Origin of the sequence: Micromonospora purpureochromogenes, from assembly GCF_900091515.1 — a bacterium.
Lineage (GTDB): Bacteria > Actinomycetota > Actinomycetes > Mycobacteriales > Micromonosporaceae > Micromonospora > Micromonospora purpureochromogenes.
In genome coordinates this window covers 4,807,967-4,825,571 of record NZ_LT607410.1, presented here as the reverse complement: position 1 = coordinate 4,825,571, position 17,605 = coordinate 4,807,967, and the positions used below count along the sequence as shown (strand labels likewise).

The following is a 17,605-nucleotide window of genomic DNA, read 5'->3' as shown; positions in this document are numbered from 1 at the left end:
GCCCTGGAGAAACCCATGTCGACCCACGACTTCATCGCCGTCGGGCTGGGCCCGTACAACCTGGGCCTGGCCTGCCTGACCGCGCCGATCGGCGACCTCGACGGCCTCTTCCTCGAGGCCCGCGACGACTTCAACTGGCATCCCGGCATGCTGCTCGAGTCCACCCGCCTGCAGACGCCGTTCCTCGCCGACCTGGTCACCCTGGCCGACCCCACCTCGCCCTACTCGTTCCTGAACTACCTCAAGGAGTCCGGGCGGCTGTACCCGTTCTACATCCGGGAGAGCTTCTTCCCGCTGCGCAGCGAGTACAACGACTACTGCCGGTGGGCGGCGGCGAGACTGTCCACCGTCCGGTTCGGCCACGAGGTCACCTCCATCGAGTACGACCCGGCCGACGAGCGGTACGTCGTGCACGCCCTGGCGGCCGGCCGGCGGGTCACCCACCGGGCCCGGCACGTGGTGCTGGGCACCGGCACCCCGCCCCACGTCCCAGACGCCTGCCGGGACCTGGGCGGCGACGTGATCCACAACTCGCGGTACGTGGAGAACCGGGCGGCGCTGCGGGCCAAGCGCAGCGTCACCGTGGTCGGCAGCGGGCAGAGCGCGGCCGAGATCTACCACGACCTGCTCGCCGACATCGGCACCCACGGCTACCAGCTCAACTGGGTCACCCGCTCGCCGCGGTTCTTCCCGCTGGAGTACACCAAGCTCACCCTGGAGATGACCTCGCCGGACTACGTGGACTACTTCCACGCCCTGCCCGAGGCGACCCGGTACCGGCTGGAGGCCGAGCAGAAGGGCCTGTTCAAGGGCATCAACGCCGACCTGGTCAACGACATCTTCGACCTGCTCTACGCCCGCAGCGTGGCCGGCCCGGTGCCCACCCGGCTGATGACCAACACCGCGCTGAGCACCGCCACCCACGACCCGGCGAGCGGGACGTACACGCTCGGCCTGCGCAACGTCGAGCAGGGCCGCGACTTCACCCTCACCACCGAGGGGTTGGTGCTGGCCACCGGCTACCACTACCGGGTACCCGACTTCCTGGAGCCGATCCGCGACCGGCTCCGCTGGGACTCGCACGGCCGCTTCGACGTCGCCCGCAACTACTCCGTCGATCACACCGGCCGGGGCGTCTTCCTCCAGAACGCCGGCACCCAGGCGCACAGCATCACCTCGCCGGACCTCGGCATGGGCGCGTACCGCAACTCCTGGATCATCCGCGAGCTGACCGGGCGCGAGCACTACCCGATCGAGCGGCGCATCGCCTTCCAGGAGTTCGGCGCGCCGGTGGCGGTGACCGCGTGACGGTGTTCCGTCGGGTCGACGACCGGCTCGGCGAGTTCGCCCTGCGTACCCTCGATCCGGACGGCGACGCCGCGCTGCTGCACGGCTGGGTCACCCACCCCAGGGCCGCGTTCTGGCTGATGCAGGACGCCGACGTGGCCCGGGTGGCCCACGAGTACCGGCGGATCGCCGCGCACCCGCACCACGACGCGTACCTCGGCACGTGGCGCGGCCGCCCGGCTTTCCTCGCCGAGCGGTACGACCCCGCGCACGTCGAACTCGTCGGCCTGCACGACGCCGCCGACGGCGACGTCGGCATGCACTTCCTCTGCGCGCCCGCCGCCACCCCCGTGCACGGCTTCACCCGCGCCGTGATCACCACGGTCATGGCGTGGCTCTTCGCCGACCCGGCCGTCCGCCGCGTCGTCGTCGAACCGGACGTGCGCAACCACGCCGTGCACGCGCTCAACGCCGCCGTGGGCTTCACCGTCGTCGGCCCGATCCGCAAGCCCGAGAAGGACGCCCTGCTCAGCGTCTGCACCCGTGAGACGTTCCTGGCCGCCACCCGAGGAGACCTGCCCGCGTGAACCCCCTCGCATCCGTGGACCACCTGACCCCGGGGCACTGGGCCGAGGCCAACCGGCTGCTGGTCCGCAAGGCCCTCGCGGAGTTCGCCCACGAACGACTGATCACCCCGGAGCCGCTCGGCGCGGACCGCTACCGGGTACGCGGCGACGACGGCACCGTCGAGTACCGGTTCACCGCCCGGCTGCTCGCCCTGCGGCACTGGCAGGTCGACGCGGCCAGCATCAGCCGGCACTCCGGCGGCCGCGAGTTGCCGCTGGACGCCGTCGACCTCTGCCTCGACCTGCGCGGGGCGCTCGGCCTCACCGACGAGATCCTGCCGGTCTACCTCGAGGAGATCACCTCGACGCTGGCCGGCACCGCGTACAAGCTCGGCAAGCCGGCGATGGACGCCACCAAGCTGGCCCGGGCGGACTTCCAGGACGTCGAGACGCAGATGACCGAGGGGCACCCCTGCTTCGTGGCCAACAACGGCCGGATCGGTTTCGGGGTGCACGAGTACCACCGGTACGCCCCGGAGGCCGCCCGGCCGGTCCGCCTGATCTGGCTGGCCGCACACCGCGACCACACCACCTTCAGCTGCGCCGCCGACCTGGACTACGACACCCTGGTCCGCGCCGAACTCGACGACGACACGCTCGCCGCCTTCGCCCGTACCCTCACCGGGCTGGGCCTGGACCCGGCCGACTACCTGCTCCTCCCGGTGCATCCGTGGCAGTGGTGGAACAAGCTCTCCGTCACCTTCGCCGGCGAGGTGGCCCGGCGGCAGTTGGTCTGCCTCGGCGAGGGCCCCGACGAGTACCTCGCCCAGCAGTCCATCCGCACCTTCTTCAACGTCACCCACCCCGAGAAGCACTACGTCAAGACCGCCCTGTCGGTGCTCAACATGGGCTTCATGCGCGGGCTGTCCGCCGCGTACATGGAGCACACCCCGGCGATCAACGACTGGCTGGCCGACCTCGTCGCCACCGACCCCGTGTTCCGGCGCAGCCGGCTGACGATCATCCGGGAGCGCGCCGCGATCGGCTACCGCCACCGGCAGTACGAGGCGGCGACCGACCGGTACTCCCCGTACCGGAAGATGCTGGCCGCGCTCTGGCGGGAGAGCCCGGTGAACGGGCTGGAGCCGGGCCGCCGGCTGGCGACCATGGCGTCCCTGCTGCACGTCGACCGGGGCGGCCGCTCGGTGGCCGGCGCGCTGGTCGCGGAGTCGGGGCTGGCGCCGACGGTCTGGCTGCGCCGCTACCTCGACGCCTACCTGGTCCCTCTGCTGCACAGCCTCTACGCCCACGACCTGGCCTTCATGCCGCACGGGGAGAACGTGATCCTGGTGCTGCACGACGGGGCGGTGGAGCGGGTGATCTTCAAGGACATCGCCGAGGAGATCGCGGTGATGGACCCCGAGGCCGACCTGCCACCGGCGGTGCGACGCATCCGGGTCGCCGTCCCCGGCGAGGAGAAGATCCTGTCGATCTTCACCGACGTGTTCGACTGCTTCCTGCGCCACCTCAACGCCATCCTGGTCACCGAGGGCGTCCTGGCCGAGGACCAGTTCTGGCGCACGGTGGCCGAGTGCGCCGCCGACTATCACCGCAGCGTCCCGCACCTGGCCGATCGGCTGCGCCGGCACGACCTCTTCGCCGCCGAGTTCCCGCTGTCCTGCCTGAACCGGCTGCAACTGCGCAACAACCGGCAGATGGTCGACCTCGCCGACCCGTCGGCCGCGTTGCAGTTCGTCGGCACCCTGACCAACCCGCTCGCCCGCTTCGCCCCGCCGCGATGAGCGCCCCCGGCGCGGTGCGCGACGGCAGTCCGGCGGCGGGGATCCGGGCGGCCGGCCCGGTCCGGCACCGCTGGTTGATCCTGGCCGTGCTCTGCCTGGCCCAGGTCACCGTGGTCCTCGACAACACCGTGCTGACCGTGGCGATCCCGGTGCTCACCGGCGAACTGGACGCCACCACCGCCGACGTCCAATGGATGATCAACGCGTACGCGCTGGTGCAGTGCGGCCTGCTGCTCACGGCCGGCAGCGCCGCCGACCGGTACGGGCGGCGGCGGATGCTGCTCGCCGGCCTGGTCCTGTTCGGTGCCGGCTCGCTGGCCGCCGGGCTCGCCGGGACCAGCGGTCAGCTCATCGCCGCCCGGGCCGGCATGGGGATCGGCGGTGCCCTCCTGGTCACCGCCACCCTCGCGGTCGCCATGCAGATCTTCGACGCGGCCGAGCGGCCCCGGGCGATCGGTCTCTGGGCGGCCACCAGCGCGCTGGGCTTCGCGGCCGGGCCGCCGATCGGCGGCGCCATCCTCGCCCACCTGCCGTGGAACGCGATCTTCCTGGTCAACGTCCCGATCGTGCTGGTCTGCCTGCTGGCCGCCCGGGTGCTGGTGCCGGAGTCCCGCGACCCGGTGGACGGCCGCCTCGACCTGCTCGGCGTGCTGCTCTCCACGGCCGGCCTGACCGGGGTGGTCTGGGCGATCATCTCCGGCCCGGACCATGGGTGGGCGGCGCCGGCGGTGCTCGGCGCGGCCGGCGCCGGCGTGCTCCTGCTGGTGCTCTTCGTGGCGTGGGAACGGCGGATCCCGGCCCCGATGCTGGACATGAGCCTGTTCTCCGAACGCCGGTTCGTCGGCGCGGTCTCCGGGGTCGTCCTGATCACCTTCGGCGCCACCGGCGCACTGTTCCTGCTGACCCAGCATCTCCAGTTCGTGCGCGGCTATTCGGCGTGGGAGGCCGGGCTGCGGATGGTGCCCTTCGCGCTCTGCATCGTCGTGCTCAACCTCGCCGGCGTCGCCGCCCGGGTCATCCGCCGGCTCGGGTCGCCGGCGGCGATCGCCGTCGGGATGGCGCTGCTGGCCGGCGGCCTCACGGTCGTCACGCACGCACCGGGGGACGGCTACCCCGTGCTGCTCGGCGGGCTGCTGCTGATGGGCGCCGGCTGCGCGCTGGCCAACCCGGCCATCGTCGAGGCGGTGATGAGCACCGTGCCGGCGCGCAAGGCCGGCGTCGGTGCGGGCGTGGACGGCACCATGACCGAGGTCGGCGGCAGCCTGGGCATCGCCGTGCTGGGTGCCGTGCTGAACGCCCGGTTCGCCGCGCTGCTGCCGCCCGCCCTGGCCGGCGCGGGATCGCTCCCCGCCGCCGTGGCCGCCGCCCGGTCGGAGACCGAACGGCAGGTCGTCTCCGACGCGTTCCGCGCGGCGCTGGAGACCGGGCAGACGGTGGGCGCCGTCGCGGTCCTCGTCGGCGGCCTGGTCACCGCGGGGCTGCTGCGCCGCGCCGACAGCTCTGGCTGACCCGCCGGACCCCGCCCCACGGGCTGACCTGGCGCGCCGCCACCGATCCCGAGGTGGCGGCGCGCCCGGAGCAGCACCTCGCATCGTCCGGACCGGTGGCCGGCCCCGGCCGGGGCGGCACGTTGCACCGCCCGGGCCGGTGGCCGGCCCGGACCGGGGCGGCACGTTGCACGGTCCGGGCCGGTGGCCGGCCCGGCCCCGGGCGGCGTTGCACGGTCCGGGCCGGTAGCCGGCCCGGACCGGGGGGCCGCACGTCGCACCCGACCGGACCGGTGGCCGGCCCGGACGGGGACGTCGGGTCAGGCGGCGGTGGACCAGATGGCGCGGAAGGCGGCGGCCTCGCCGGCCAGCCACTGCTCGACCTGCTCGGGCTTGATCGTGTCGGGCATCCGGTGGGCCTCGCCCCGCCGCACGTCGACCAGGACCGGCTCGGCGTGCGGCAGCACCGCGTCCATGTGCCGGGCCATCAGGTGCAGGGTGGCCAGCGTCGCCTCCTCGCTCGGCGGAGCCTCGTCGAAGTGCAGCCGGACCGCCTCGGCGTGGCCGTCGGCGTACCGGATGCCGAAGTGCGGGTTGATCTTGACGGGCAGGTCGCCCAGCATGGCAAGCGCGTCGCGGGTCTGGGCCAGGTCGATGCCGGCCGGCTCGCCGAGGGACTCCAGCCAGGCCGTCGCCCCGGGGACGAGTGCCTGGTAGAGCGGGCGCCACCGGGGCTTGACCACGTCGGCCACGCCGGCGAGGTGGGTGCCGCCGGTGTGGAAGGCGATGTCGGCCTTGAGGGCCTTGACGAACTGGCCGTGCGGGTTGAACCCGTGCCGGCTGGCCCGCTGCTTGCGCAGCCCACCGACGAAGGTGGCCTTGGTCGGCCCGGTGCGGTCGACGTACCGGGTGAAGCCGAGGAGCGTGGCGTAGGGGGTGAGCGGGGCGGCGGAGGTGGGCGCGGTCACGAGCGTCCTCCCAGGTCAGGAACTCGATTAGTACATACATTCTAATCGACCGGGGTGACATCGCCCAGGGTACGAAAGGGGCCGCCCGGACACTCCGGACGGCCCCGCGGAACTCTTTTCTACAGCTGCCCGACGTCGGTGATCCGGACGACCGCGGCGCCCGCCTCGTCGGACGCGGCGAGGTCGACCTCGGCGCTGATGCCCCAGTCGTGGTCGCCCTCGGGGTCGTCGAGAATCTGCCGTACCGTCCAGCGCTCCCGGCCCTGCTCGATCATCAGCAGCGCCGGCCCGCGCGCGTCGGGGCCGACCCCGATCGAGTCGTACGACTCGAAGTACGGCTCCAGCGCCTCGGCCCACGCGTCGGCGTCCCAGCCCGACGCGGAGTCCAGCTCGCCCAGGTCGTACCAGCGGCGCAGCGCGGCCAGCTCGACCCGCCGGAACAGCGCGTTGCGTACCAGCACCCGGAAGGCGCGGGCGTTGCGGGTGACCGCCGGCGGCTTGTCCTCCAGCGAGGAGGCCAGCTCCGCCACGTCGGACGGGTTGCGCAGCCGCTCCCACTCGTCGATCAGGCTGGAGTCGACCTGACGGACCAGCTCGCCCAGCCACTCGATGAGGTCGACCAGCTCCTCGGTCTTGGCGTCCTCGGGCACGGTCTGCCGCAGCGTCTTGTACGCGTCGGCGAGGTACCGCAGCACCAGGCCCTCCGAGCGGGACAGCCCGTAGAACTGCACGTACTCGGTGAAGGTCATCGCCCGCTCGTACATGTCCCGGACGATGGACTTGGGGGCGAGCTGGTGGTCGGCGACCCACGGGTGGCCCTGCCGGTACATCTCGTACGCGGCCTCCAGCAGCTCGGCGAGCGGCTTGGGCCAGGTCACCTCGTCGAGCAGTTCGAGGCGGGCCTCGTACTCGATGCCCTCGGCCTTCATCGCGGCCACCGCCTCGCCGCGGGCCTTGAACTGTTGCGCGGAGAGCACCTGCCGCGGGTCGTCGAGGATCGACTCGATGACCGAGAGCACGTCGAGGGCGTACGAGGGGGACTCGACGTCGAGCAGCTCGATCGTGGCCAGCGCCAGCGGCGACAGCGGCTGGTTGAGGGCGAAGTCGAGCTGGAGGTCGACGGTGAGGCGGACCCGGCGGCCGGCCTCGTCCGGCTCGTCGAGCTGTTCGACCACCCCGCCGGCGCGCAGCGCCCGGTAGATCGCGATGGCCCGGCGGATGTGCCGGCGCTGGGCGGCCCGGTCCTCGTGGTTGTCGGTGAGCAGGTGCCGCATCGAGGCGAACGCGTCGCCGGGGCGGCCGATGACGTTGAGCAGCATCGAGTGGCTGACCTGGAAGCTGGAGGTCAGCGGCTCCGGCTCGGCCTCGACCAGGCGCTCGAAGGTGGGCTGCCCCCAGCCGACCGACCCCTCCGGCGGCTTCTTCTTGACCACCTTGCGCCGCTTCTTCGGGTCGTCGCCGGCCTTGGCCAGGGCCTTCTCGTTCTCGATGACGTGCTCGGGGGCCTGCACCACCACCCGGCCGAGGGTGTCGAAGCCGGCCCGCCCGGCCCGTCCGGCGATCTGGTGGAACTCGCGGGCCTTGAGCAGCCGGGTACGCACCCCGTCGTACTTGGACAGGCCGGTGAAGAGCACGGTGCGGATGGGCACGTTGATGCCGACGCCCAGGGTGTCGGTGCCGCAGATGACCTTGAGCAGGCCGGCCTGGGCGAGGGTCTCCACCAGCCGGCGGTACTTGGGCAGCATGCCGGCGTGGTGCACGCCGATGCCGTGCCGGACCAGCCGGGACAGGGTCTTGCCGAAGCCGGAGGTGAATCGGAAGTTGCCGATCGCCTGGGCGATCATGTCCTTCTCGGCCCGGGTGCAGACGTTGACGCTCATCAGCGCCTGCGCGCGTTCCAGCGCGGCGGCCTGGGTGAAGTGCACGACGTAGACCGGGGCCTGCTTGGTCTCCAGCAGCTCCTCCAGGGTCTCGTGCAGCGGGGTCATCGCGTACGAGAAGAGCAGCGGGACCGGCCGCTCGGCGGAGCGGACGACGGCCGTGGAGCGCCCGGTGCGCCGGGTCAGGTCGTCGACGAACCGGGTGGTGTCGCCGAGCGTGGCCGACATCAGCACGAACTGCGCCTGGGGCAGCTCGATCAGCGGCACCTGCCACGCCCACCCCCGGTCGGGCTCGGCGTAGAAGTGGAACTCGTCCATGACCACCTGGCCGACGTCCGCCCGGGACCCTTCGCGCAGCGCGAGGTTGGCCAGGATCTCGGCGGTGCAGCAGATGATCGGGGCGTCCGCGTTGACGCTGGCGTCGCCGGTGAGCATGCCGACGTTCTCCGCGCCGAAGACCTCGCAGAGGGCGAAGAACTTCTCCGACACCAGCGCCTTGATCGGCGCGGTGTAGAAGGTGGTCCGGTCGTCGGCCAGGGCGGCGAAGTGCGCCGCGATCGCGACCAGGCTCTTGCCGGAGCCGGTCGGCGTGTTCATGATCACGTTCGCGCCGGAGACGATCTCGATGACCGCCTCCTCCTGGTGGGGGTAGAGGTCGAGGCCGCGCTCCTTCGCCCAGCCGGCGAACGCGTCGTAGAGGGTGTCGGGGTCGGCGCTTCGAGGCAGCGCGGCAGTGAGCGTCATATCCGCTCCATCGTGCCCGCCCCACACCCCCACCCGCCAACCGGGTACGCCGCCCCCGCGCCCCGCCCCCTCGCGCCCCGGCCCTTCGCGCATCGCACTTTCAGAGAAAGCGTGGCTATTCCCGCCGCGATAGGCACTCTTTCTCGGAAAGAGCGCCCGGCGTCGGCCGGGTGGGGGCGGCGGCGGGCTGGGGGAGGGGTGGGTCAGGGGTGGCGGTGGTGGATGAGGTCGAAGACGGGGCGGCCGGCGGTGAGGGCGCGGCGCTCGAACTTGGTGACCGGGCGGTACGGGGGTCGGGGCGCGAAGCCGCCGTGCGGGTCGGCCAGGCCGGGGTCGGCGGTCAGGGTCTCCCGCATCGACTCGGCGTACTCGGCCCAGTCGGTGGCGCAGTGCAGGGTGCCGCCCGGCCGCAGGCGGGAGCGGAGCAGGGCCACGTGCTCGGGCTGGATGATCCGCCGCTTGTGGTGCCGGGCCTTGGGCCAGGGGTCGGGGAAGAAGACGTGCACCGCGTCCAGGGCGCCGGTCGGCATGGCCCGGACCAGGTCCAGCGCGTCGCCCTTGGCCACCCGGACGTTGGTCAGCCCGTGCCGCTCCATGAGTTCCAGCAGGTTGCCGAGGCCGGGCGTGTGCACCTCGACGGCCAGGTAGTCCCGGCCCGGGTCGGCGACGGCCATCGCCGCCGTGGCGTCGCCCATGCCGGAGCCGATCTCGAGCACCACGGGAGCGTCCCGGCCGAAGAGCGCGGCCGGGTCGAAGGGGCCGTCGAGCTCGGCGATGTCGACGCCGTACTCCGGCCAGAGCCGTTCCAGCGCGTCCGTCTGGCGGCCGCTCATCCGGCCGCGGCGGGGGTGGAAGGTAAGGATCCGGGCGGCCGGCGGGGCCGCCGGGACGGCGAGGTTCTGGTCGGTGGAGGTCACAGCGACCCGAGCGTACGCGACGGATCCGTCGTATCGGATGTGATGTACGCCCGGGGGTGAGACGATTCATCCCGTACGGCAGGCCGGCGCTCGCTGTCCCGGCACTGCCCGAGGCGGCCGGAAGGGGGCAGGATGTCGATCACGCTCCAGCGCACCGCGTTGGCCATCACATTCGGTGCCCTCAGCCCGGCAGTGTTCGGGGCGGGCGCGGCGCTCGCCGCACCGCCAGCCGCGGTGGCCCCGGCCCCGGGTGAGCCGGCTCAGGGCTGGCCGGAGCAACCCGGCGAGCCGCAGCCGTCCCCCGGCGTGGTCTTCGTCGAGGTGCGCCCGAGCCCGGTGCAGCCCGGCTACCTGGTCGGCATCCGGGCCAGCTGCCGGGACAACTCCATCCCGGCAACGGTGGTCTCCGACGCCTTCGGCCGCGTGCAGGTGCACTCCCAGCGTGGTGAGCTGACCGCCTCGGCGGAGGTCCGGGAGCGGACCCGGCCGGGCAACTACCGGGTCAAGCTGGAATGCCGGGACGGCGCGACCGCCTCGACGATGCTCCAGGTGGTCAAGTCGATGAAGCCCAGCCCCGGCCCGCACACCGGCTTCGGCGGCGGTGCCGCCGGCGCCAACCTAGCCGGCCTGCTCGTACCCGGTGGCCTGGCCCTGACCATCGCCGGCGCGACCGTCGGCATCATCGCGGCCCGCCGCCCCCGTGGCGCCGCCCGAGGCTGAGCGGCGCGATGGCCCCGCAACCCGCCTCGACACCGGCCGCCCGCGGCGACCGTACCTCGGCACGCAGCCCCTGGTCGGTGCCGCTCGCGGCAGCCCTGGTGCTGCTCGGCGTCTTCGCCACCGGCGCGGGTCTCGGTCGTACCGTCGGGCCGCTGGACTGGACGGCCGGCCAGCAGCGCCCGGCGGACGCGCAGGAGCGGCCCGCGGCCGGGCGGGGCGGCGGGTTGCCGGCCAGCCGGCCGGTGAGCCTCGCGGTGCCGGCCATCCAGGTGACCGCCCCGGTGGCCCCGGTGGGGCAGGCGAAGGACGGGTCGATCGCCGTGCCGCCGCTGAACCGGCACCACGAGACCGGCTGGTACGACCGCGGCCCGACCCCGGGGGAGCCGGGCCGGGCCATCATCGTCGGGCACGTCGACTCCAAGAGCGGCCCGGCCGTCTTCTACGACCTGCGCAAGCTCAAGCCCGGCGACCGGATCGAGGTGACCCGGGAGGACCGCAAGATCGCGCTGTTCACCGTCGACTCGGTCGAGTACTTCGCCAAGTCCCATCTGCCGGCCGACCGGGTCTACGGCGCCGACGGGCCGCCGGCGCTGCGGCTGATCACCTGCGGCGGCGCCTGGGTCGGTGGCCGGACCGGCTACGAGGACAATGTCATCGCCTTCGCCTCGCTGGCCGAGACCCGCCAGCCCTGACCGGCCGGGCGCTCAGCCCTTGCCGGTGACCTGCTGGACGACCTCGAACTCCAGCAGCGTGGCGCCGGAGGCCACCGGCCGTCGCTGCTCGCCGCCCTCGCCGCCGGCGTGCGCGGCCCGGGCCGGGCCGGCCGCCCACGCCTGGTACGCCTCCTCGCTCTCCCACCGGGTGTAGACGAAGTAGCGGCTCTCCCCGGCGACCGGGCGCAGCAGCTCGAAGCCGAGGAAGCCGGGGGAGTTCTCCACCGCGCCGGCCCGGGCGGCGAACCGCTTCTCCAGCTCCTCGCCGGCGCCGGACGGGACGTCGATCGCGTTGATCTTCACGACTGCCATGGCTCCACCCTAACCAGCGGCCGACCAGCCGGCCGGACGTCCCGCCCGCGCCGCGACGACGGCCGGTCCCGCCGGACCGCCCCCGTCGAGACGCGCCTCAGAACGACTCGACGGCCGGCACCAGCTCGGCGTCGACCACGATCGGGGCGTGATCGGAGGGGCCCTTGCCCTTGCGGGCCTCCCGGTCGACGTACGCGGAGCGGACCGCCCGGGCGAACGGCGCCGAGGCGTAGACGAGGTCGATCCGCATGCCCTTGTTCTGGTGGAACATCCCGGCCCGGTAGTCCCAGTAGGTGTAGGGGTGCGGGCCCTTCATCGGGGTCGGCACCACGTCGACCAGCCCGAGGTCGCGCAGCGCCGCCAGGGCGGCCCGCTCGGCCGGCGTGACGTGGGTGGAGGTGACGAAGAGCCCCGGGTCCCAGACGTCGGCGTCGGTGGGGGCGACGTTGAAGTCGCCGCAGACCGCCACCGGCGCCCCGCCGGCCAGCTCCGGCTCCAACGCGTCGCGCAGCGCGGCGAACCAGGCCAGCTTGTACGCGTAGTGCGGGTCGTCGGGGGAGCGGCCGTTCGGCACGTACACCGACCAGACCCGGACCCCGTCGCAGTTGGCCGAGATGGCCCGGGCCTCCGGCTCGGGGAACCCGGGCTCGCCGGAGAACCCGACCGCCACGTCGGCCAGCCCGACCCGGGACAGGATCGCCACCCCGTTCCACCGGCCGTCGCTGTGGCTGGCCACCTCGTAGCCCAGCTCGGCCACCTCGGCGCTGGGGAAGGCGCCGTCGGGGCACTTGGTCTCCTGCAGGCAGACCACGTCCGGGCCGGTGGTGGCCAGCCAGTCGAGCAGCCGGGGCAGGCGGGCCTTCACCGAGTTCACGTTCCAGGTCGCCAGACGCATGCCTTCAGCCTGCCGTATCCGGCCCCCGCGTGCCCGGCCAGCCCGGCCGGCGCGCCGCATGATCCGCTCGGACCGGCCGCGCGCGGGCGGTCGGCCTGCCGCATCCGGGCTCACGGTCCGGGCCGGGCCAGCCGGGCCGGCGCGCCGCATGATCCGCTCCGGACCGGCCGCGCGCTGGCCCAGCGGTCGGCCGGGTCAGCCGTTCGGGGTGTCGCCGGGTCGGGTCTGCTCGGCCAGGAACCGCTCCAGCTCGGCGCCGAGCTCGTCGGCGGTGGGCAGCGGCCCGGCCTCGGCGGCCAGCAGGTTCTTCTCGCCGCGCCCACGGGCGAACGCGTCGTACTGCTCCTCCAGGGCCTGGACCAGCGCGGCGGCCTCGTCGGTCTGGGCGACCTGCCGGTCGATCTCGACCCGCACCACCTCGGCGGCCGTGCGCAGGCTGTCGCTGGGCAGCAGCAGCCCGGTGCTGCGGGAGACCGAGGAGAGCAGCACCTCGGCGGCGGCCGGGTACTCGGTCTGGGCGACGTAGTGCGGCACGTGCGCGGCGAAGCCGATCGCGTCCCGGCCCGCCTCGCCGAGCCGGTACTCCAGCAGGTGACCGACGCTGCCCGGGACCTGCACCCGCTGGAGCCAGGGCTCGTAGCCGGAGATCAGCTCGCGCCGGGTGGCGTGCGCGGTCACCCCGGTGGGGCGGGTGTGCGGCACGGCCATCGGGATGGAGTTGAGCCCGGCGGTGAGCCGGACGTCGAGTCGGGTGGCCAGGGCGGCGACCGCGGCCACGAACCGCTCCCACTGCAGGTCCGGCTCCGGGCCGGTGAGCAGCAGAAAGGGGGTCTCGTCGTCGTCGTGCAGCAGGTGCAGCGCCAGCTCCGGGGCGTCGTAGTGCTCCCAGTGGTCCTCGACGAAGGTCATCACCGGGCGGCGGGAGCGGTAGTCGAAGAGCTGGTCGACGTCGAAGGTGGCGATCTGACGCGACTCCAGCGAGGTGAGCAGCTGCTCACGGGCCAGGCGGCTCGCGTTGCCGGCGTCGACGAAGCCGGTCAGGGCCTGGATCAGCACCGGCTGCCCGAGGTCGGGCAGGTCGTCGGTGAGCTGGTAGAGCTCGTGTGGGTCGAGCACCGGTCGGACCTCCTGAGGAAACGCGCGTACGGGCCGCCGTGCGCGCACGGCTCCCGGTTCGCCGAACGTACCCGCCCGCGGTATCCATTCCAGCAACGGGCGGTTCGCGGCGATCCTGCCGAGCAAAGACGGACGAAGCGCGCATTTCGCCGATCATCCGAGGCGCGGTTGTCCGTCGGTCTACCGATCGCTCATACCAACGGGGGATATGGTCGATCATGCTGGCCGGGGCGGCGGTGTCGACCCCGTCGTTCCGGGACTCCCGCCGCCGGCGCACCTTCCCGAGATGCCGGTTCTGCGGGGTTGCGCCCCGCAGCCACACGGCACCGTCGACGCGTCCCGGTTCGACCCGTCGGATTGTGGCGATGGCCACTCGCTCACGGTGGGTGGCCGGGGAAACGCCTGCCTAACGTCGTCGGATGCGTGACGACGACACCATCGACGACCAGTACGCCCACGAGGGCCCGACTGGCCGTTCGGACGATACCCCCTCGTCCGTTCAGGTCGGCGTTCTTCGTGGCACCGAGGCCGCTCCCTCGCTCCGTACCCGCCTCGGCGCCCTCATTAACCCCCTGACCCGCCGCCCGTCGCGGGTGGCGCTCGCCTCCGGCGTGGTCTGCTGCCTCGGCGTGGCGGCCTTCGCCGGCGTGCAGGTCCTGCCGGCCGACCGGCTCGACCCGGTCGCCGCCCAGCCGGCGCTCACCGAGCGGGCGCAGGAGGGCCCCGCCTCCCGAGGCCAGGCGCGTACCCCGGTCACCGCGACCCCGACCCCCGCCGCCACCCCGACCGCCTCGCCGTCGCCGACCGCGACGAAGAAGGCGAAGCCGAAGCCCAAGCCGAAGCCGAAGCGGATCGCCCCCGTCGCCGGCCTTGACCAGGCCCAGATGGACAACGCCAAGGCCATCGTCAAGGCCGGCCGGAAGATGGGCGTGCCGCGACAGGCCCTGATCATCGCCGTGGCCACCGCGATGCAGGAGAGCAACCTCTACAACTACGCCAGCGGCGTGCTGCCCGAGTCCCAGAACTACCCCTACCAGGCCATCGGCTGGGACCACGACTCGGTCGGGCTGTTCCAGCAGCGGCCCAGCAGCGGCTGGGGCGAGGTCCGCGACCTGATGGACCCCGAGTACGCCACCCAGGCGTTCCTCTCCGCGCTGCTGGAGATCCCCGGCTGGCAGGACCTGGCGCTGACCGACGCGGCCCAGGCCGTGCAGGTCTCGGCGTTCCCGTGGGCCTACGCCCAGCACGAGTGGCGGGCGACCGAGGTGGTCGAGGCCATTCTGGCCTGATCGTCCCGGGTTGTCGGTTGCCGGTTGTCCGTTCGGGGTACACATGATGCACGACCACCGAACGGAGGACGACATGTCACTGGTGCAACGGATCAGGACGTTCCTGCGCTCGCCGCGGGGACAGCAGCTGGTCGACCGGGGTCGGCGTGAGTTGGCCAAGCCGGAGAACCAGGCCAAGCTCAGGCAGGTGGCCAACCGGCTCTCCAGCCGCCGCCGCTGATCGTCCCCCGCTCGCCCTCGACACCGGGAGCCCCCGTGACCGACTCCGCCCCCGTCGACGACGAACCCACCACCCCGCCGCCGGCCAGCCCGGCGGCGGCGGTCACCCCGCCGGCCACCCGGGCGGGGGAGCCGGACGCCCCCGAGGCGCCGCCCGCCCGGCTCTGGGACCGGATGCGGGAGGACCCGCAGTACGCGCCGGAGCACCTCGCCCTGGAGGCGGTACGCCGGCTGGGGCCGGAGGCCGCCCAGTGGGCGGCTCGGGCCCGTGCCGAGCGCCCCGACGTCGACGCCGACGACCTCGCCGAGCAGGCGGTCCGCAAGTTCGTCAACCAGGCCCGCCTCTCCGGGGCGGTCTCCGGCGTGGCCGGGCTCCCCGGCGCGGTGATCGACGTCGGCGTGCTGGCCTGGACCCAGGCCCGCCTGGTGCTGCACGTCGCCGCCGCGTACGGGGTGGACCCGGTGCACCCCGACCGGGCCACCGACCTGCTGGTGCTGCAGAAGGTGCACAAGGTCGCCGAGAGCGCCCGGCTGGCGCTGGGCGTGGCGGCGGGGCGGGAACGCGCCGGGGCCCTGTTCGGCCACGGCGCGCAGAACCCGCTCGGCAAGGTGATGCTCCGCCTCGGCGTGCGACTGGCCCAGATGGCCGGGGTCCGCGCGGCGAAGCGGATGTTCGCCAAGGTCGTGCCGGGCGCCGCCATCATCCTCGGCACCTGGGCCAACTCGTCGGCCACCAGGGACCTCGCCGAGCGCGCCTGCGCGCTCTACCGGGCCGGTCGGGGCGGCGTGCCCCAGCCCCGCCGTCCCTGACCCGCACGGCAGCACGGCGGTGTCCCGGTCTCCGGGGCACCGCCGTTTCGCGTTCCCGGTGGCGGTGGGCGACAGCGGTCCACGCCGCCCGTGGTCGGCGGCCGACCGTTCCGCCCCAGGCTCCGCCGGTCGGCCCGAGCGTCCCGGCGACCCGCTCGGAGTGCTCGTCAGAGTCGCCAGCCGGCGGTGGAGAAGCTGACGTCGGCGAGCCGGTTCTGCCCGGCCACGTTGGGGTGGAACCAGTCGAGCCCGTTCACCTCGTCCAGGGTGAAGCGCACCCGGTGCACCGCCCCGCCGTCGTGCCGGCAGCGCGTCCCGTACGCCCGGCAGGCCGCCTTCAACTGGGCGTTGTAGTCGTCGATGCGGTCGCGGAACCTGGCGCGGCGGGCCCGGTCGGCCGGGGCGGTGGAGGTCGGGTTGGCCAGCAGCGAGGGGCAGATGCCGGCCCGCCAGATCCGGGTGGCCCGCGATTCGGTGTGCCCGACCTCCCAGAGCCGGTACAGGTCGGGGATGCTCACCACCAGCACGCGGGCCTTCGGTCGCCCCTTGCGCAGCACCCGCAGGCCACGGTCGACCTCAGTGCGGAACGTCGCCACCGGCGTCATCGTGTCGATGTCGTCGCGGCAGGCGTCGTTGGCGCCGATCAGCACCGTCACGTAGTCGGCCTTGTCGCGTACGGCCGCCTGCGCCTGCCCGGCGAGCGCCTCGGCGCGCGCCCCGGGCACGGCGTGGTTGTGGGCCCGGCCGCGGATGCCCGGGTTGGCGTCGAGCAGCCGGCGATAGTGGCTCTCCACCCGGATGCCGTCCCCTGTGGACCAGGAGTTGCGCTGGCAGGAGGTGAGCACGAGGCAGGAGCCGAAGCCGGTGGTGATCGAGTCGCCGAGCGCGGCCATGGTGGTGGGCAGGCCGGACTGGCCGGACTCCCGCGTCGGCCGGGGGGAGGCGCTGCCGCCCTCCTCGCACGCGAGGGCGACCAGCGCCAGCAGGCAGGCGACGGCGGCGACCCAGCGTCGAGGCATTGTCTTCCCCCGGTCCGGCGGCGCAGAGCGACAGCGCCGTAACACTACGGGGGTGGTAGGCCGGGTCGGGCCTCCCGTGTCGACTTTCAGGCAGAGTAAATATTTAGAAACATGGATTTGATAGGACGGGTCAGCGGGACGCCCGCCACGGCGGTCGCTGCCCGTGCAGCCACCAGTGCAGCGCCCGGGTGATCCGGGGCAGCACCAGGTACGTCATCAGCGGCGTCAGGCAGAGCGTCATGAGCAGCGTCCGCGCGGCCAGCGGCACCCCGCCGATGAACCGGGCGGTGAGCAGGGTGGCGGTCAGGCTCAGCGGAAAGAACGCCAGCCAGATGGTCACCGCCTGCTTCCAGCGCGGCGGGGACACCGGCGCGGCCGGCTCGCCGACGGCCGGCGCCAGGGTCTCGACCACGTGGTCGACCGGCGGGTCGAACCAGCCCTCGATCCCGGTGCGCCGCTCGACCCGGGTGTGCTCGACGATGCCCTGGGCCGAGGTGAGCCACCAGTTCCGCTGCGGGGACTCCTCCCAGCGGCGCAGCGTCTCGTCGTCGGCGAACCGGTAGAGCATGTGCCACTCCGGCGAGCCCTGGGCGCTCTGTACCCAGCCCACGCCGAGGAAACCCGGGAAGCTCTCGGCCAGCGCGCTGCCGGCCCGCATCCAGGCGACCATCTCGTGGGCGCGCGCGGGGTCGGCGCGCCGGGCGATGGCGACGGTCACCGGCACCGCGTGGGTCATGGTCATGCCCTCATCCTTCCCGCCCGCGCCGGTGTCGGCCCGGTCGTGGCGCATCGGTGTAACGCAACCCACCGCCGGCCGCGTCCGCGGCATACCCGCTCCGTGGCCGGCATCACCGCCCCGCC

Annotated in this window: 17 protein-coding genes; 9 read left to right on the top strand and 8 right to left on the bottom strand. The window is 73.5% G+C overall.

Features of this window, described 5'->3' with window-relative positions:
• Nucleotides 1-15 precede the first annotated feature (15 nt).
• Genes GA0074696_RS22280 through GA0074696_RS22265 form a run of 4 tightly spaced genes read left to right on the top strand, consistent with a single transcriptional unit; the run spans nt 16 to nt 5,163 of the window.
• Nucleotides 16-1,308: a lysine N(6)-hydroxylase/L-ornithine N(5)-oxygenase family protein gene (locus GA0074696_RS22280; RefSeq protein ID WP_088962903.1), complete on the top strand. Its 1,293-nt coding sequence runs from the start codon at nt 16-18 to the stop codon at nt 1,306-1,308.
• Complete coding sequence (locus GA0074696_RS22275) at nt 1,305-1,874, top strand: GNAT family N-acetyltransferase (RefSeq protein ID WP_088962902.1); 570 nt, start codon at nt 1,305-1,307, stop codon at nt 1,872-1,874. Before GA0074696_RS22280 ends, GA0074696_RS22275 begins: the two co-directional genes overlap by 4 nt.
• Nucleotides 1,871-3,655, top strand: coding sequence for an IucA/IucC family protein (locus GA0074696_RS22270; RefSeq protein ID WP_088962901.1), 1,785 nt, complete (start codon nt 1,871-1,873; stop codon nt 3,653-3,655). The genes GA0074696_RS22275 and GA0074696_RS22270 overlap by 4 nt, the downstream gene beginning before the upstream one ends.
• Nucleotides 3,652-5,163 carry an MFS transporter gene (locus tag GA0074696_RS22265; protein WP_088962900.1) on the top strand — a complete coding sequence of 504 codons (1,512 nt, stop codon included), beginning with the start codon at nt 3,652-3,654 and terminating at the stop codon, nt 5,161-5,163. The genes GA0074696_RS22270 and GA0074696_RS22265 overlap by 4 nt, the downstream gene beginning before the upstream one ends.
• A 299-nt stretch (nt 5,164-5,462) precedes the next feature.
• Here the strand turns inward: GA0074696_RS22265 and GA0074696_RS22260 are convergent, their stop codons facing one another.
• The 3 genes from GA0074696_RS22260 to trmB all read right to left on the bottom strand — a co-directional run bounded on the left by GA0074696_RS22260 (nt 5,463) and on the right by trmB (nt 9,567).
• Entirely contained in the window at nt 5,463-6,110 is a 648-nt protein-coding gene (locus tag GA0074696_RS22260; RefSeq protein WP_088962899.1) for a hypothetical protein, read from the bottom strand.
• Nucleotides 6,111-6,229: 119 nt separating this feature from the next.
• A complete protein-coding gene (locus GA0074696_RS22255) occupies nt 6,230-8,734 on the bottom strand; it encodes a DEAD/DEAH box helicase (protein ID WP_088962898.1) in 2,505 nt (834 codons plus the stop codon).
• 203 nt (nt 8,735-8,937) lie between these two features.
• Nucleotides 8,938-9,567 carry a tRNA (guanosine(46)-N7)-methyltransferase TrmB gene (gene trmB / locus GA0074696_RS22250; protein WP_407940617.1) on the bottom strand — a complete coding sequence of 210 codons (630 nt, stop codon included), beginning with the start codon at nt 9,565-9,567 and terminating at the stop codon, nt 8,938-8,940.
• Nucleotides 9,568-9,783: 216 nt separating this feature from the next.
• On the opposite strand from trmB, the gene GA0074696_RS22245 reads away from it, so the two are divergent.
• A complete protein-coding gene (locus tag GA0074696_RS22245; protein WP_088962896.1) occupies nt 9,784-10,371 on the top strand; it encodes a hypothetical protein in 588 nt (195 codons plus the stop codon).
• Complete coding sequence (locus GA0074696_RS22240; RefSeq protein WP_172894710.1) at nt 10,368-11,063, top strand: class F sortase; 696 nt, start codon at nt 10,368-10,370, stop codon at nt 11,061-11,063. The genes GA0074696_RS22245 and GA0074696_RS22240 overlap by 4 nt, the downstream gene beginning before the upstream one ends.
• 12 nt (nt 11,064-11,075) lie before the next feature.
• Here GA0074696_RS22240 and GA0074696_RS22235 read toward each other — a convergent pair whose 3' ends face one another.
• The 3 genes from GA0074696_RS22235 to GA0074696_RS22225 form a co-directional block, all read right to left on the bottom strand.
• Nucleotides 11,076-11,396 carry an antibiotic biosynthesis monooxygenase family protein gene (locus GA0074696_RS22235; RefSeq protein WP_088962894.1) on the bottom strand — a complete coding sequence of 107 codons (321 nt, stop codon included), beginning with the start codon at nt 11,394-11,396 and terminating at the stop codon, nt 11,076-11,078.
• 97 nt (nt 11,397-11,493) lie between these two features.
• On the bottom strand, nt 11,494-12,291 hold the full coding sequence (locus tag GA0074696_RS22230; RefSeq protein ID WP_088962893.1) for an exodeoxyribonuclease III: 798 nt from the start codon (nt 12,289-12,291) through the stop codon (nt 11,494-11,496).
• A gap of 195 nt (nt 12,292-12,486) precedes the next feature.
• Nucleotides 12,487-13,407 (bottom strand): proteasome assembly chaperone family protein, encoded by a 921-nt coding sequence (locus GA0074696_RS22225; protein ID WP_088962892.1) that lies wholly within the window; start codon nt 13,405-13,407, stop codon nt 12,487-12,489.
• Nucleotides 13,408-13,826: 419 nt separating this feature from the next.
• On the opposite strand from GA0074696_RS22225, the gene GA0074696_RS22220 reads away from it, so the two are divergent.
• The 3 genes from GA0074696_RS22220 to GA0074696_RS22215 all read left to right on the top strand — a co-directional run bounded on the left by GA0074696_RS22220 (nt 13,827) and on the right by GA0074696_RS22215 (nt 15,725).
• A complete protein-coding gene (locus tag GA0074696_RS22220; protein WP_088962891.1) occupies nt 13,827-14,696 on the top strand; it encodes a peptidase M23 in 870 nt (289 codons plus the stop codon).
• Nucleotides 14,697-14,769: 73 nt separating this feature from the next.
• Entirely contained in the window at nt 14,770-14,916 is a 147-nt protein-coding gene (locus GA0074696_RS31225; RefSeq protein ID WP_172894382.1) for a hypothetical protein, read from the top strand.
• Between the two features lie 35 nt (nt 14,917-14,951).
• Nucleotides 14,952-15,725, top strand: a complete 774-nt coding sequence (locus GA0074696_RS22215; RefSeq protein WP_231925112.1) for an EcsC family protein — start codon at nt 14,952-14,954, stop codon at nt 15,723-15,725.
• Nucleotides 15,726-15,892: 167 nt separating this feature from the next.
• Here GA0074696_RS22215 and GA0074696_RS22210 read toward each other — a convergent pair whose 3' ends face one another.
• Nucleotides 15,893-16,744: a GDSL-type esterase/lipase family protein gene (locus tag GA0074696_RS22210; RefSeq protein ID WP_088962890.1), complete on the bottom strand. Its 852-nt coding sequence runs from the start codon at nt 16,742-16,744 to the stop codon at nt 15,893-15,895.
• Between the two features lie 130 nt (nt 16,745-16,874).
• Entirely contained in the window at nt 16,875-17,486 is a 612-nt protein-coding gene (locus GA0074696_RS22205) for an antibiotic biosynthesis monooxygenase (protein ID WP_088964720.1), read from the bottom strand.
• Between the last annotated feature and the right edge of the window lie 119 nt (nt 17,487-17,605).

What these genes read in the sequence shown, in the direction of transcription:
- GA0074696_RS22210 (WP_088962890.1), bottom strand. Translation starts at nt 16,744, where the DNA reads ATGCCTCGACGCTGGGTCGCCGCCGTCGCCTGCCTGCTGGCGCTGGTC.
- trmB (WP_407940617.1), bottom strand. Translation starts at nt 9,567, where the DNA reads ATGAGCGGCCGCCAGACGGACGCGCTGGAACGGCTCTGGCCGGAGTAC.
- GA0074696_RS22255 (WP_088962898.1), bottom strand. Translation starts at nt 8,734, where the DNA reads ATGACGCTCACTGCCGCGCTGCCTCGAAGCGCCGACCCCGACACCCTC.
- GA0074696_RS31225 (WP_172894382.1), top strand. Translation starts at nt 14,770, where the DNA reads ATGTCACTGGTGCAACGGATCAGGACGTTCCTGCGCTCGCCGCGGGGA.
- GA0074696_RS22280 (WP_088962903.1), top strand. Translation starts at nt 16, where the DNA reads ATGTCGACCCACGACTTCATCGCCGTCGGGCTGGGCCCGTACAACCTG.
- GA0074696_RS22220 (WP_088962891.1), top strand. Translation starts at nt 13,827, where the DNA reads ATGCGTGACGACGACACCATCGACGACCAGTACGCCCACGAGGGCCCG.
- GA0074696_RS22205 (WP_088964720.1), bottom strand. Translation starts at nt 17,486, where the DNA reads ATGACCATGACCCACGCGGTGCCGGTGACCGTCGCCATCGCCCGGCGC.
- GA0074696_RS22245 (WP_088962896.1), top strand. Translation starts at nt 9,784, where the DNA reads ATGTCGATCACGCTCCAGCGCACCGCGTTGGCCATCACATTCGGTGCC.
- GA0074696_RS22230 (WP_088962893.1), bottom strand. Translation starts at nt 12,291, where the DNA reads ATGCGTCTGGCGACCTGGAACGTGAACTCGGTGAAGGCCCGCCTGCCC.
- GA0074696_RS22235 (WP_088962894.1), bottom strand. Translation starts at nt 11,396, where the DNA reads ATGGCAGTCGTGAAGATCAACGCGATCGACGTCCCGTCCGGCGCCGGC.
- GA0074696_RS22265 (WP_088962900.1), top strand. Translation starts at nt 3,652, where the DNA reads ATGAGCGCCCCCGGCGCGGTGCGCGACGGCAGTCCGGCGGCGGGGATC.